At 68.4% G+C, this 13826-nt stretch carries 14 protein-coding genes; 6 read left to right on the forward strand and 8 right to left on the reverse strand.

Annotated features, from left to right (window positions below):
- The gene (locus OHB23_RS02455; RefSeq protein ID WP_027506450.1) at window positions 1–489 is read right to left on the reverse strand and encodes a CarD family transcriptional regulator; all 489 of its coding nucleotides are present in this window, start codon (window positions 487–489) and stop codon (window positions 1–3) included.
- A gap of 259 nt (window positions 490–748) precedes the next feature.
- Between OHB23_RS02455 and OHB23_RS02460 the strand changes: the two genes are divergently transcribed.
- The 3 genes from OHB23_RS02460 to disA all read left to right on the forward strand — a co-directional run bounded on the left by OHB23_RS02460 (window position 749) and on the right by disA (window position 4021).
- Window positions 749–1333: a hypothetical protein gene (locus OHB23_RS02460; RefSeq protein WP_056443593.1), complete on the forward strand. Its 585-nt coding sequence runs from the start codon at window positions 749–751 to the stop codon at window positions 1331–1333.
- Between the two features lie 53 nt (window positions 1334–1386).
- Entirely contained in the window at window positions 1387–2808 is a 1422-nt protein-coding gene (gene radA, locus OHB23_RS02465; RefSeq protein ID WP_328810803.1) for a DNA repair protein RadA, read from the forward strand.
- Between the two features lie 121 nt (window positions 2809–2929).
- Complete coding sequence (gene disA, locus OHB23_RS02470; protein WP_056444293.1) at window positions 2930–4021, forward strand: DNA integrity scanning diadenylate cyclase DisA; 1092 nt, start codon at window positions 2930–2932, stop codon at window positions 4019–4021.
- Window positions 4022–4193: 172 nt separating this feature from the next.
- Here the strand turns inward: disA and OHB23_RS02475 are convergent, their stop codons facing one another.
- Window positions 4194–4907, reverse strand: a complete 714-nt coding sequence (locus OHB23_RS02475; RefSeq protein WP_056443587.1) for a hypothetical protein — start codon at window positions 4905–4907, stop codon at window positions 4194–4196.
- A 42-nt stretch (window positions 4908–4949) separates the two neighbouring features.
- Window positions 4950–5642, reverse strand: coding sequence for a carbonic anhydrase (locus OHB23_RS02480; protein WP_051613514.1), 693 nt, complete (start codon window positions 5640–5642; stop codon window positions 4950–4952).
- Between the two features lie 69 nt (window positions 5643–5711).
- Between OHB23_RS02480 and OHB23_RS02485 the strand changes: the two genes are divergently transcribed.
- On the forward strand, window positions 5712–6584 hold the full coding sequence (locus OHB23_RS02485; protein ID WP_328810804.1) for an A/G-specific adenine glycosylase: 873 nt from the start codon (window positions 5712–5714) through the stop codon (window positions 6582–6584).
- Here the strand turns inward: OHB23_RS02485 and OHB23_RS02490 are convergent.
- A complete protein-coding gene (locus OHB23_RS02490) occupies window positions 6516–7304 on the reverse strand; it encodes an alpha/beta fold hydrolase (RefSeq protein ID WP_222633169.1) in 789 nt (262 codons plus the stop codon). The two genes, OHB23_RS02485 and OHB23_RS02490, sit on opposite strands and share 69 nt — an antisense overlap.
- Window positions 7305–7340: 36 nt before the next feature.
- Between OHB23_RS02490 and OHB23_RS02495 the strand changes: the two genes are divergently transcribed.
- Both OHB23_RS02495 and OHB23_RS02500 read left to right on the forward strand, forming a co-directional pair.
- Complete coding sequence (locus tag OHB23_RS02495) at window positions 7341–7667, forward strand: antibiotic biosynthesis monooxygenase family protein (RefSeq protein ID WP_027506456.1); 327 nt, start codon at window positions 7341–7343, stop codon at window positions 7665–7667.
- An 83-nt stretch (window positions 7668–7750) separates the two neighbouring features.
- Window positions 7751–9166 carry a serine hydrolase gene (locus tag OHB23_RS02500; RefSeq protein ID WP_328810805.1) on the forward strand — a complete coding sequence of 472 codons (1416 nt, stop codon included), beginning with the start codon at window positions 7751–7753 and terminating at the stop codon, window positions 9164–9166.
- Here OHB23_RS02500 and OHB23_RS02505 read toward each other — a convergent pair.
- From OHB23_RS02505 to OHB23_RS02520, 4 genes are all read right to left on the reverse strand, one after another.
- On the reverse strand, window positions 9163–9600 hold the full coding sequence (locus OHB23_RS02505; RefSeq protein ID WP_027506457.1) for an OsmC family protein: 438 nt from the start codon (window positions 9598–9600) through the stop codon (window positions 9163–9165). The genes OHB23_RS02500 and OHB23_RS02505 overlap by 4 nt on opposite strands.
- Before the next feature lie 76 nt (window positions 9601–9676).
- The gene (locus OHB23_RS02510) at window positions 9677–10429 is read right to left on the reverse strand and encodes a VOC family protein (RefSeq protein ID WP_222633171.1); all 753 of its coding nucleotides are present in this window, start codon (window positions 10427–10429) and stop codon (window positions 9677–9679) included.
- 103 nt (window positions 10430–10532) lie between these two features.
- A complete protein-coding gene (locus OHB23_RS02515; protein WP_027506459.1) occupies window positions 10533–13067 on the reverse strand; it encodes an ATP-dependent Clp protease ATP-binding subunit in 2535 nt (844 codons plus the stop codon).
- Between the two features lie 388 nt (window positions 13068–13455).
- Window positions 13456–13809: a histone-like nucleoid-structuring protein Lsr2 gene (locus tag OHB23_RS02520; protein WP_222633172.1), complete on the reverse strand. Its 354-nt coding sequence runs from the start codon at window positions 13807–13809 to the stop codon at window positions 13456–13458.
- Between the last annotated feature and the right edge of the window lie 17 nt (window positions 13810–13826).

Raw genomic sequence — 13826 nt, forward strand, 5'->3', positions numbered from 1 at the left:
TCAGGACGCCGCGGCCAGAACCTCGTCCAGCATGGAGTCCGCCCTGACCTCGTCGGTTCCCTCGGCGAGTGCGAGCTCGCCGACCAGGATCTGACGTGCCTTCGCCAGCATGCGCTTCTCACCAGCGGACAGGCCGCGGTCCTGCTCACGACGCCACAAATCGCGCACGACCTCGGCCACCTTGTTCACGTCACCCGACGCGAGCTTCTCCAGGTTGGCCTTGTACCGGCGCGACCAGTTGGTGGGCTCCTCGGTGTGCGGCGCGCGGAGAACCTGGAACACCTTGTCCAGACCCTCCTGGCCGACGACGTCCCGGACACCCACGTACTCGGCGTTGTCGGCAGGAACTCGAACGGTGAGATCACCCTGGGCTACCTTGAGAACGAGGTATTCCTTGGCCTCGCCCTTGATGGTGCGTGTCTCGATATTTTCGATCAGCGCCGCTCCGTGGTGCGGGTAAACGACGGTGTCTCCGACCTTGAAAATCATGTGTTCGGTGCCCCTTTCGATATGGCCAGTTTAACACGCCTCCGATCCGGGGTCGTTCCAACGGTGCAGGTCAGGGGCACAGGGCTGGTGGGGACGCTCTTGACAGGGGGCGGGATACATGTATCGAGCAGGCTGTTCGGCCCGCTCCGGCACCGACTGGCGTCACCCGATCCACACGTCCGGACGGCGAACTACTACGCTGCGTGGTGGTGGCCGCCCGTCGGCACAACTCTCGATGACGACCAGTGGAGGACGACCAGTGACCGCATCTACCGCCCGGATCCGGCCGGCCCGAGTCGCGACCGGCGTCGCGCTCGCTCTCGGCACGGTGATCAGCCTCTCCGCGTGCAGCGCCGGGCAGATCTCCCAGACGGCGACGCAGGTCGCCGCGGTCAACGGTAACGGCGCGGACCAGGGCACCGTCTCCCTGCGCAACGTGCATGTCGCCTACCCCTCCTCCGACGAGTTCGTGCTCGAGCCCGGTGGCCGCGCGGAGCTGATCTTCACGGCGATCAACACCAGCGAGACCACACCGGACCGCATCACCGGCATCGAGACCGAGGGTGCCGCCGAGGTCGTCGTCACCGGTGCCACCGGTGGCACCTCCATCGAGATCCCGGCGCAGGCGTCCGTCGCGTCCGGAGTGCCCGCGGACCAGGACCCCACCGCCCCCGAGGGGTCGCAGTCCATCACCGCCGTGATGGAGGACCTCTCCGAGAACGTGCGCCCCGGACTCACCGTCCCGGTCACCTTCACGTTCCAGCAGGCCGGCGACGTCACCGTCAGCGTGCCCGTCGATCCGGGCCCCGTCACCCCGCGCCTCGACGAAGAGGCCAACGGCTGACGGTCCCCCGTCGGCCGAGCATTCCTGTCGGTAGACACCTCTAGTCTTCGCGAGTGGCCAAGACTCGTACCAGTTATCGCTGTTCGGCCTGTCAGCACACCGTGGCCAAGTGGGTCGGCCGCTGCCCCGAGTGCGAGACGTGGGGCTCGATGGACGAGGTCACCCTCCTCGCCTCCGTGTCGTCCCGCCCGGGTGCGAGCGCCGTTCGGGCGGGCGGCGCGTCGATGATCCCGACGTCGCCGGCACTTCCGCTCACACAGGTCTCCAGCACGTCCTCCATCGCCCGTCCCACCGGGGTCGACGAGCTCGACCGCGTGCTCGGCGGCGGCATCGTGCCCGGCTCGGTGGTGCTGCTCGCGGGTGAACCGGGCGTCGGCAAGTCCACCCTCCTGCTCGAGGTGGTCAAGCAGTGGGCCGAGCGCAGCCCGCAGGACATCGCGCTCTACGTCACGGGTGAGGAGTCGGCGGGGCAGGTGCGTCTGCGCGCCGACCGGACAGGCGCCGTGCACGAGCGCGTGTTCCTCGCCGCGGAGAACGACCTGGCCACCATCTTCGGCCACGTCGACCAGGTCGCGCCCACCCTCGTCGTCGTCGACTCCGTGCAGACCATGCAGGCGTCCGACGTGGACGGCGTCATCGGCGGCGTCACCCAGGTCCGTGCCATCACCTCGGCGCTGACGTCCCTCGCCAAGGGCAGCGGCACGGCCGTCATCCTCGTCGGCCACGTCACGAAGGACGGCGCGGTCGCCGGGCCGCGCTCGCTCGAGCACCTCGTCGACGTCGTCCTGCACTTCGAGGGCGACAAGCACTCCACCCTGCGCATGGTCCGGGGCGTCAAGAACCGCTTCGGCGCCGCCGACGAGGTGGGCTGCTTCGAACTGCGCGAGGGCGGCATCCACGGCGTCAGCGATCCGTCCGGCCTGTTCCTGCACCACCGCGCCGACTCGGTCCCCGGCACCGCCGTCACCGTCACGATGGACGGCAAGCGGGCCCTGCTCGCGGAGGTCCAGGCGCTCGTCGCGCCGTCGCACATGCCCACGCCCCGCCGGGCCGTCAGCGGTCTGGACGCAGCCCGGGTGTCGATGATCCTCGCGGTCCTCGAACGTCGCTGCGGCGTGCAGCTCAGCAGCCGGGAGGTCTACGCCGCCACCATCGGCGGTATGCGGACCACCGAGCCCGTCGTCGATCTCGCGTTGGCACTCGCGGTCGCCTCCGCGGCCCGTGACACCGCCCTGCCCCCGGGAATGGTGGTGCTCGGCGAGGTGGGGCTGGCCGGGGAGGTCCGGCGCGTGGTCGGCGTCGACCGGCGCCTCGCCGAGGCCGCGCGGCTGGGGTTCACCTCCGCGATCGTCCCGTCCGACCATCGTCGCGGCGTGAAGGACGACACGGCCGGAGATCCACCGGGCATGCGGGTCGTCCGGGTCACCGACGTCGCCGGCGCGATGCAGGGAGCCTTCGAGCGACGACGGAAGTAGACCACTCGACCCGCGGACGGAACGCCGGTGCGGTGAGTACCGGTACCCTGACTCTGCACCACCGGCAACCGGGAACGACGTGGGAGGGGGACCAGTGACCGACACCGTGACGACTCCGGACATCTCCCTCGGCTTCCCGGTACCCCACTCGTCCCTGCGTGACGCCATCGCCGACCTCGCCCCGGGCACCACGTTGCGCGACGGTCTCGAGCGCATCCTGCGCGGCCGCACCGGCGGACTGATCGTCCTCGGGTACGACGAACAGGTCGAGAGCATCTGCGACGGCGGCTTCGATCTCGATGTCGAGTTCGCCCCCACCCGGCTCCGCGAACTGTCCAAGATGGACGGCGCCGTCGTGTTGTCCACCGACGGTTCGCGCATCGTCCGCGCCAACGTGCAGCTCGTCCCCGACCACACCATCCCCACGGTCGAGTCCGGTACCCGCCACCGGGCCGCCGAGCGCACCGCGATCCACACCGGCTACCCCGTGGTGTCCGTCAGCCAGTCGATGAGCATCCTCAGCGTCTACGTCGGCGGAACCCGGCACGTCATCGAGGGTTCCGCGACCATCCTGTCCCGCGCCAACCAGGCCGTGGCCACCCTCGAGCGGTACAAGGCGCGCCTCGACGAGGTCAGCCGTCAACTGTCCGTCACGGAGATCGAGGACTCGGTGACGTTGCGCGACGCGCTCACCGTCGCGCAGCGCCTCGAGATGGTCCGGCGCGTGTCCGTCGAGATCGAACAGAACGTTCTCGAGCTCGGTATCGACGGGCGCCAGCTCGCCCTGCAGCTCGAAGAACTGGTGGGCGACAACGACTCTGCGCGCCAACTCGTCGTCCGCGACTACCTCGCCGGCAACGACACACCCACCACCGCGGCCGTCGAACGCTCCCTCGCGGCACTCGACCGGCTCACCGACGTCGACCTGCTCGACCTCACGGTGATCGCTCGTGCCTTCGGCTACCCCGGCACCATCGAGGCGCTCGACGCACCGATGAGTCCCCGCGGGTACCGGTTGCTCACCCGCGTTCCGCGGCTGCAGTTCACGCAGATCCACCGACTGGTCGGGCACTTCGGCACCCTGCAGACACTGCTGGCCGCCACCGCAGCCGACCTGCAGTCCGTCGAGGGCATCGGTGGGCTGTGGGCCCGGCACATCAGAGAAGGCCTGTCCCGCATGGCCGAAGCCAGCATCTCGGGGCCCTTCGATTAATCGGCCGGCCTCCGGCCTTCCCGTTCGACCAGTCGGCCGGCCTCCGGCCTTCCCGTTCGATTGATCGGCCGGCCTTCCCGGAGGGGTTTCGTGTTCGCGCTGCGACTGCAGCACCTGCCGGAACGCGGAACTGCCGCGGGAACCGACCTCGCTGAGGCGGAACGGACGTGCGCTACGTGATGTTGAACGTCTCCGGCGCGCTGCGCAGCTGGCCGAGCTGGCCGACCACGCTGTATCCGCCGGGTCCCACCGGGTTCCGCGGCGCCGCGCACCCGGGCTCGGAGGTGGTCGCGGACCACTTCACGGCGAACGGCGCCTGCTCACCGGGCTGCAGCGTGCGGATGTCGGGAGTCGTGGTGGGGAAGCAGTCGACGTTCGACCAGAGTCGCTGACCCTCCAGCGTGTAGACCAGCACCTGCTGCAGGCCCGAACCCAGATCGCGCTCGCACGCCGAGGTTCCGATGTTGGTGACGACGACGGTGAACGCCGGCTCCTGCCCCGCGGGGTAGGACGGCTGATCGGGCGAGGCCTTCACGGCGAGAGACTGATCAGCGCACTGACCGGGAGCGACGGGCGCAGAGGACGTCGTGGCGGACGTGGACGTCGCCGACGACGAGGACGCGGCGTCTCCGCCCCCGCCGCCACCACCGGAACCTCCTGCCGGAGCGGAGCCTCCGGTCGCGGACGCGTCGGGGCGGTACGTCGTGGCAGCGGACGGTGCGAGCGAGGCGGACGCCGCGGTGGACTCGGAATCCTGCGACCCGCCACCGGCGAGCGACACCACCAGCCACACCACGAGTCCGATGACCACCACTGCGCCACCGATCGCGAGCGCGCGGCGTCGCCAGTAGATCTCGGGAGGCAAGGGTCCGTTCGGCTCGAGCACAGGTCAACCGTATGTGCCGACGCGGTGACCGAGCGGCACCTACTACGGCGTGTCGCTCGCCGTCGCCGACGAGGTGAGCAGATCACTCGCATCGGTGCGGTCGGTCGACCCCATCTCGACGTGTCCGATGTCGCCCAGCGCGCCCTGGAACTCCACCTTGCCCTCGGCCAGCTTGTACGTCAGGCCGACGATGGCGAGTTTTCCCGCGGCAACGCGCTTCTCGAGGATCGACGACCGATCGATCAGCAGCTTTCCGGTCTCGAGGACGTGGCGCGCCTCGACGTCGTCGGCGCGCGTGTACCCCAGCCGGTGGGCGTTGAGGACGGACGGCGTGACCCGCTCGACGATGTCGCGGATGAAGCCACCGGGGACGGTGCCCTCGTCCAGCGCGTTGATGGTCGCCTTGACGGCGCCACAGCTGTCGTGGCCGAGAATGACGATCAGCGGCGCTTCGAGGACCTCGGCGCCGAACTCCAGGGAACCCAGAACAGCCGAGTCGACGACCTGGCCGGCCGTGCGGACGACGAACATGTCGCCGAGGCCCTGGTCGAAGATGATCTCGGCTGCCACCCGGGAATCGGAGCACCCGAAGACGATCGCGGTGGGGTGTTGACCGTCGACGAGCGACGCGCGGTGATCCACCCCCTGGCTGGGATGCTCCGGGCGGCCGTCGACGAAACGGCGATTACCCTCGACGAGTGCGTTCCATGCTGAGCGGGGACTCGAATTAGGCATGGACTCATTGTTACCGAAACATGAGTCACCCGCCGGTGGCGGCCCCGACTTCCGGGAAGGATCACAGACATGGACAGCGAGGTTCTGGTCTCGTGGTACCGACGCGAGGCCAGGGATCTGCCGTGGCGCCGTAGCGGTGTCAGCGGGTGGCAGATCCTGATGAGCGAGGTGATGCTGCAGCAGACTCCGGTGGCGCGGGTCGCTCCGATCTGGGTCGAGTGGGTACAGCGATGGCCGGTGCCGTCCGCCATGGCCGCGTCATCGCGGGCCGACGTCCTGCGGGCCTGGGGCAAGCTCGGCTATCCCCGTCGGGCCGCACGCCTGCACGACTGCGCCGCCGTCCTCGCCGAGCACCACGGCGACGAGACGCCGTCGGATGTCGAGACGCTGCTGACCCTGCCGGGTGTCGGGGCGTACACCGCGCGCGCCGTCGCCTGCTTCGCCTACGGGCAGCGGGTCCCCGTCGTCGACACCAACGTGCGGCGCGTCGTCGCCCGTGCGGTCCACGGCCGCGCCGAGCCCGGAAACCCCAGCACCACACGAGATCTCGCAGACACCGAGGCCTTGCTACCCGAGGACGTCGCCACCGCGGCCACTCTGTCGGCGGCACTGATGGAGCTCGGCGCCGTCATCTGCACCGCACGCAATCCCGCCTGCGCGGACTGCCCGCTCCCGTCGTGCGCGTGGGTCGAGGCCGGTCGGCCGGCGCACGACGGACCGCCGAGGAAGGTGCAGAAGTTCGCCGGAACCGACCGGCAGGTCCGCGGAAAACTGATGGACGTGCTGCGCTCCACGATGGGTCCGGTGGAGAAGTCCGAGCTCGATCTGGTGTGGACGACCGATCCCGGCCAACGTGACCGTGCCCTGAACTCGCTACTGGTCGACGGGCTCGTCGAGCAGACGTCCGCCGGCACCTTCGCGCTCGCCGGGGAGGGCTCGTAGGAACGACTCGACAGCGCGCCGGTACTCCCCCGGTCGATCGTCGTGCACAAGATGCCCGGCGCCGGCGACCACCTCGTATGTCGAGTCGTGATGCAGTGCAGCCATTCTCGCCATCTGACCCGCTGGAGTGACCGTGTGCTCCGCCTCGAGCAGCAGCGCGGGAGCACGCACTGCTCGCCACTCGTCCCAGAAGTCGCGTCGTCCCCATTCGTCCGAGATCGCCGCGAACGTGTCCACGTCTCCGTGCAGGTGCAGCCCGTCCGGCGTCCGCTCGAAGGAGTCGAGGAAGTACTGCCCCGCGACGTCACCGAAGTACGCCAGAACCGCGGCCTCGTCGGGGAACGGCTGGGGCCACGCACGGATGACGGCGGCCCACCCGTCGGAGGTGCGACCGCGGAAGTCGGGAGCCATGTCCTCGACGACGATCCCGCGCACCCGCTCCGGTTCGCGCGCCGCGAGGCACCACGCGTGGAGCGCGCCCATGGAGTGACCGATCAGGATCACGGACTCGAACGGCGCCAGCGCCTCGCGCAGCTCGTCGACGAACGCCTCGGTGGTGAGGGTCGCCGGAGCAGCACGCCCGTGTCCCGCCGCCCGGGCGGCGAGCACGTGGCCGTGCTCCCGCAACCAGGGCACCTGCCGCCGCCACGTGTCCGGGCCGCCCATCAGGCCGTGCAGCAGCACGAGGGGCACTCCGGAGCCGCCGTGGTCGTCCAGCATCGCTCGACCGTAACCGTCGCAGGTAGCCTCGGGTCCATGCCAGTGGTCAAGATCAACGCCATCGAGGTGCCCGAGGGCGCCGGCCCCGAACTCGAGAAGCGCTTCGCCGCCCGCGCCGGATCGGTCGACGGCTCACCCGGTTTCCTCGGTTTCCAGCTGCTCCGCCCGGTCAAGGGCGAGAGCCGCTACTTCGTCGTCACGCAGTGGGAGGACGAGGAGTCGTTCCAGGCCTGGTCGGGTGGACCGGCTCGCGAGGCCCATTCCGGTGAGCGGGCGAAGCCGGTCGCCTCGGGTGCCTCGTTGCTGGAGTTCGACGTCGTCCTGGACGTTCCGGCCCGTCGAGACGGACCGGCCGACCGGTAAACCCGGACATGGCTGTAGGTAAGGTCGGTTCTTCACGGCAGTTCGAGCCACAGCAGTTCGAGCGGGAACGAGGTCGGCGACACATGCCCACGTCACGCAGGTACGCCATTCTGGCCGCTGCCGTCACCGCGACTCTCACGCTCGCCGGATGCTCCGCAGGCGTCGATCCGCTGCTCGAGTCGGGAGCCGCGCGCGGCGACGGATCCACGACGGAACCCGCCGACACGACCGCTGCCCCGGCCGCCGGCGCGCCGATCACGGCGGTCACCGACACCGTCCTCGGTTGGATCACGACGCCGGACCCCACCACGCTCGACCCGGCCGCGATCGACTCCTTCGCGGCGCCCGAGCTGGCGCAGGCACTGGCTCAGGTCGGCGGGCTGCTCGGTCCCGTCGCGCAGATCCTGGCGAGTGGCCCCCTCACCGTGGGCGAACGAACCGAGGACGGCCTCGAGTCCACCGTGCGACTGAGCACCGGCCGGAACGCGCCCGTGACGCTGCGACTGCGCGCCACCGAGGACGGCCTGCTGTCCGGGATCCAGGCTCTGCCCGACACCGAGGGCGTCGACTCCTTCGCCTCGTCGGACGCTGCGCTCACCGCTCTCGGTGCCCGCACGTCCTACGTCGCCTCCCGCGTCACCGACGGCACCTGTACTCCCGTTCACAGCCTGAACGCGGACGACTCCCTGCCGCTCGCCTCCGTCGCGAAGCTGTACGTGCTCGGCGCGGTCGCGCGGGCCGTCGACAACGGGACGCTGTCGTGGGACGAGCAGTTGACCGTGACCGACGCACGCAAGTCGGCCCCGTCGGGACAGTTGCAGTTCGCTCCCGAGGGAACACCGGTGACGGTGCGCGAGGCGACCGACGCGATGATCGCGATCAGCGACAACACGGCCACCGATCTGCTGATGGATCGCATCGGACGGGACGCGGTCGAGTCCGAGGTCACCATCATGGGCGCCGCGAATCCTGCGGCGCTGACGCCCTTTCCGACGACACGCGAGTTCTTCGTGCTCGGGTGGGGACGGCCGGACCTGCGGGCGCAGTGGCGCGACGCCGACACGCAGACCCGCCGCGACATCCTGGCCGGAATCGAGAATCGCACCATCGACAGCGAACCCGTCGATCCGGTGACCGCCGACCTCGACTACCAGGGCATCGCGACGAGGCCCGGTACGCCGGACGGAGTCGAGTGGTTCGGCAGCGCGAACGACATCTGCCGCGCGTACGCGGCACTGATCACGGGTCCGCAGAGCGACGTCGTGCGCCAGGTCCTCGCGCTGAACCCCGGCGCCGAGGTCGATCCCGCTCGCTGGCCGTACGTGGGCTACAAGAACGGCAACGCCGCGGGCGACGTGTCCGGGTCGTGGTTGCTGACGGATGCGACGGGCCAGGACTGGGTGGTGGCCACCCAACTGCAGTCCGACGAGGCGATCGGCCCCCTGGACAACGCGTACGCGTTCGCCGTCGTCCAGGGGACGTTCGAGCTGCTGCGTTAGCTCTCGAGAGCAGCGTCGAGCGTGATCTCGACGCCCGTCAGAGCCTTGCTCACCGGGCAGGTCTCCTTGGCGTTCTGCGCTGCCTTCGCGAAGCCGTCGGCGTCCAGACCGTCGACCTCACCGCGCACCGTGATCGTGATGCCGGTCAGCTTGAAGCCGACCTCGTCCGGTCCGAGCGACACCTCGGCGGTGACGTCGAGGCTCTGCGGAGTGCCACCGGCCTCGGCGATGACGGCCGAGAGCTGCATGGCGTAACAGGACGAGTGCGCTGCGGCGATGAGCTCCTCGGGGCTGGTAGTGCCGCCCGCGTCGTCCGCCGCACGCTTGGGGAACGACACGTCGTACGTGCCGACCTTCGAGCTGGAGAGCTCGACCTGTCCCGAGCCTTCCTCGAGTGAACCGTTCCATGCTGTCCGTGCTGTACGAGTAGGCATCAGCCATCCTTGTCGCTGGGGAACTCTTGACTCGTTCAGAGTATCCAGCGGCTGTCGACTTCGAACCGATGCCAGGTCAGACGCTCGGGTCGACGGCGATCACCGCAAGGACGTTGCCGGACGGGTCGGTGAACCACGCGATGTCCGGGCCGTTCCCCCGCATGACACCCTTGTCGTCCTGCGGTGCCCCGTCGTATCGGACGAACTCGACACCTCGCGCTGTGAGGTCGGCGACCGTGGCGTCGATGTCACGCGTCGGGATGTTCAGCACGGTGTGCGTGGCCGGTACGTGATCCGGCTTGGGGTAGGCGAGCATGCTGGTGCGTCGGTCGATGCGAATCCAGGAAGTACCCATCTCGGACGGCAGTACGCGCATGCCCAGGACATTGCGGTAGAAGCGCGTGGTGTCCTCCATGTCTCGGACCGCGATGCCGGAGAACGGCGTCGTCGGAGCGCCCATCTGCGCTTCCATCTCGTCCCGCAGACGGACCAGCTGGATCCAGTTGCCGTCGGGATCCTTCGCGGTGGCGAACAGGTCCCCGTCGCGGCTCTCGAGGGGACTCACCCACTCGCCGCCAAGCGCGTCGATTCGACCGGCGACCGCCTCCGGGTCGTCCGGTTCCACGTTCAGGACGACGCGCGCACCCTCTCGATTCGGGCCCGTCACGTCATCACGCTTGTCGAACATGACGAAGAAGCCGTCGAGGTCGATCACGGTGTACGGGCCCATCGACATCGGCGGCGCCTCGAACACCTCCCCGTACCACCGGGCGAGCGCTTCGGGATCGGGGCTGGACAGGAGCATCGAGTTCACGGTTGCAGTAGCCATACCGGTACAGACCGGGCGGTGCGGCCGAACTCATCGCGAGAGACACCACGAACGCAGAACGGGCGAGACCCGTGAGGGTCCCGCCCGTTGCCGTGCGTACGTACTACTCGGAGCTCTCGCCCGACTTCGCCAGGTCGACGGTCAACTCGTCGGGAAGGCTGATCGGCTTCTTCTCGCCGCGGAAGGTGAAGACTGCGTCCTCGCCCTGTCCTTCGCCGTCCCAGTTGTCGACGTCGACCAGCACGATCTGACCCGGCTCGATCTCGCCGAACAGGATCTTCTCGGACAGCTGGTCCTCGATCTCGCGCTGGATCGTGCGACGCAGCGGACGCGCACCCAACACCGGGTCGAATCCACGCTTCGCCAGGAGCGCCTTGCCCTTGTCCGTGACCTCGATGGCCATGTCCTTGTTCTTGAGCGCAACCTCCACTCGCGCCAGCATGAGATCGACCATCTGGATGATCTCGTCCTTGGTGAGCTGGTGGAAGACGACGATGTCGTCGATGCGGTTCAGGAACTCGGGGCGGAAGTGCTTCTTCAGCTCGTCGTGCACCTTGAGCTTCATGCGCTCGTAGTTGGAGCCACTGCCCTCACCCGAGGAGAAGCCCAGCCCGACGGCCTTGGAGATGTCCGACGTACCGAGGTTCGAGGTGAAGATCAGCACGGTGTTCTTGAAGTCGACCGTACGACCCTGACCGTCTGTGAGACGGCCGTCCTCGAGCACCTGCAGGAGCGTGTTGTAGATCTCCTGGTGAGCCTTCTCGATCTCGTCGAACAGCACCACGGAGAACGGCTTGCGGCGCACCTTCTCGGTGAGCTGGCCACCCTCTTCGTAGCCCACGTATCCGGGGGGCGCACCGAACAGACGCGATGCGGTGAACCGGTCGTGGAACTCGCCCATGTCGATCTGGATGAGCGCGTCGTCCTCGCCGAACAGGAAGTTCGCCAGAGCCTTCGACAGCTCCGTCTTACCCACACCGGACGGGCCGGCGAAGATGAACGAGCCGGACGGACGCTTCGGGTCCTTCAGTCCTGCGCGGGTACGGCGGATGGCCTTCGAGACCGCCTTGACCGCCTCGACCTGGCCGATGATGCGCTTGTGGAGTTCGTCCTCCATGCGCAGGAGACGCGTGGTCTCCTCCTCGGTCAGCTTGAACACGGGTATGCCGGTCCAGTTGCCCAGGACCTCGGCGATCTCGTTGTCGTCGACCTCGGCGATGACGTCGAGGTCTCCGCTACGCCACTGCTTCTCGCGCTCGGCGCGCTGCGCGACGAGCTGCTTCTCCTTGTCGCGCAGGTTGGCAGCCTTCTCGAAGTCCTGCGCGTCGATCGCGGACTCCTTCTCCCGACGAGCATCGGCGATCTTGTCGTCGAAGTCGCGCAGGTCCGGCGGCGCCGTCATCCGACGGATGCGCATACGCGCGCCCGCCTCGTCGATGAGGTCGATCGCCTTGTCCGGCAGGAAGCGGTCGTTGATGTACCGGTCGGCCAGGGTCGCGGCCGCCACGAGTGCGCTGTCGGTGATCGAGACGCGGTGATGCGCCTCGTACCGGTCGCGCAGACCCTTGAGGATCTCGATCGTGTGATCGACCGACGGCTCGCCGACCTGCACCGGCTGGAAGCGACGCTCGAGGGCCGCGTCCTTCTCGATGTACTTGCGGTACTCGTCGAGCGTGGTGGCACCGATGGTCTGGAGCTCACCACGAGCGAGCTTCGGCTTCAGGATGGAGGCCGCGTCGATCGCGCCCTCGGCAGCACCGGCTCCGACGAGCGTGTGCAGCTCGTCGATGAACAGGATGATGTCGCCGCGGGTGTTGATCTCCTTGAGCACCTTCTTCAGGCGCTCCTCGAAGTCACCGCGGTACCGGCTGCCGGCGACGAGCGAGCCCAGGTCCAGCGTGTAGAGCTGCTTGTCCTTGAGCGTCTCGGGAACCTCGCCGTTGACGATCGCCTGCGCGAGGCCCTCGACGACGGCGGTCTTGCCGACGCCGGGCTCACCGATGAGCACCGGGTTGTTCTTGGTACGGCGGCTCAGCACCTGCATGACGCGCTCGATCTCCTTCGCGCGTCCGATGACCGGGTCGAGCTTGCCCTCGAGTGCGGCCTGCGTGAGGTTGCGGCCGAACTGGTCGAGCACCAGCGACGTGGACGGTGTGCCCGCCTCGCCGCGGCTGCTGCCGGACTCGCTGGGCTCCTTGCCCTGGTATCCGGACAGGAGCTGAATGACCTGCTGGCGCACGCGGTTGAGATCGGCGCCGAGCTTGACCAGCACCTGCGCAGCCACACCCTCGCCCTCACGGATGAGGCCGAGCAGGATGTGCTCCGTGCCGATGTAGTTGTGTCCGAGCTGCAGCGCCTCACGCAGGCTGAGCTCGAGGACCTTCTTGGCACGCGGAGTGAACGGGATGTGCCCGGACGGTGCCTGCTGGCCCTGGCCGATGATCTCCTCGACCTGGCTGCGTACACCTTCGAGGGAGATCCCGAGCGACTCCAGAGACTTCGCCGCCACGCCTTCACCCTCGTGGATGAGACCCAGCAGGATGTGCTCCGTGCCGATGTAGTTGTGGTTGAGCATCCGGGCCTCTTCTTGGGCCAGGACGACGACGCGCCGTGCGCGGTCGGTGAACCTCTCGAACATCGCTCTCCCTCACACTGATGACGGGGCAGGCGTCGGACCCTCTAGTCCGAACCTCGAGCCCGACTCTCACTCTAGTTGCCGTGACCTTCGAGTGCCGCTCCGCCGGGGAAGTTCATCCGACGGCGAACGGTGGCTCCCACGCCCTCGGCGCGTCCATCGGGACGACACCGGCACCCTTGTATGCAGTCACAACGCACTGCACCGGAGATTCGTTACCACGAGCGACAGCGGATTCACCGTTCCCGCCTTCGCCCGCAGCGAACGGCCTACTCCTGATCGGCACCCACGGCAATGGGTCGGCGTGATGAGACGTGACGGACATTCCGCCCATCCATTGGAGTCATTGTCATTCGATCGAATGACAATGACTCCGACAGACAGGACAGAATCACGAAGAAAGTTCCCAGGCCCGCACGATCTCGGACGATATGCGGCCCCGCGCGCTGATCTCGAAACCTTGCGTGCGCGCCCATTCCCGTATTGCAGCACTGCGCGCCCGATCGGCCGCTCCGCGTGTCCGCGTGCCCCCGGACGAGCTCGCGGCCGACCCTCCCCCGGTCGTCCGCGTCGACACCCGCCGCGCGTGCTGGATCCACTGATCCATGACTTTCCGCAGCTCATCGGCGTTCGAGTTGGACAGATCCAACTCGAACCACGTGCCGTCCAACCCGATCGACACCGTCTCGTCAGCCGGCACGTTGTCGACGTCGTCGACCAGCGTGACCGTCACCTTCTTGACCATTCGACGCATTCCCCCCT

The sequence above is a fragment of the Rhodococcus sp. NBC_00294 genome (assembly GCF_036163995.1).
GTDB lineage: Bacteria > Actinomycetota > Actinomycetes > Mycobacteriales > Mycobacteriaceae > Rhodococcoides.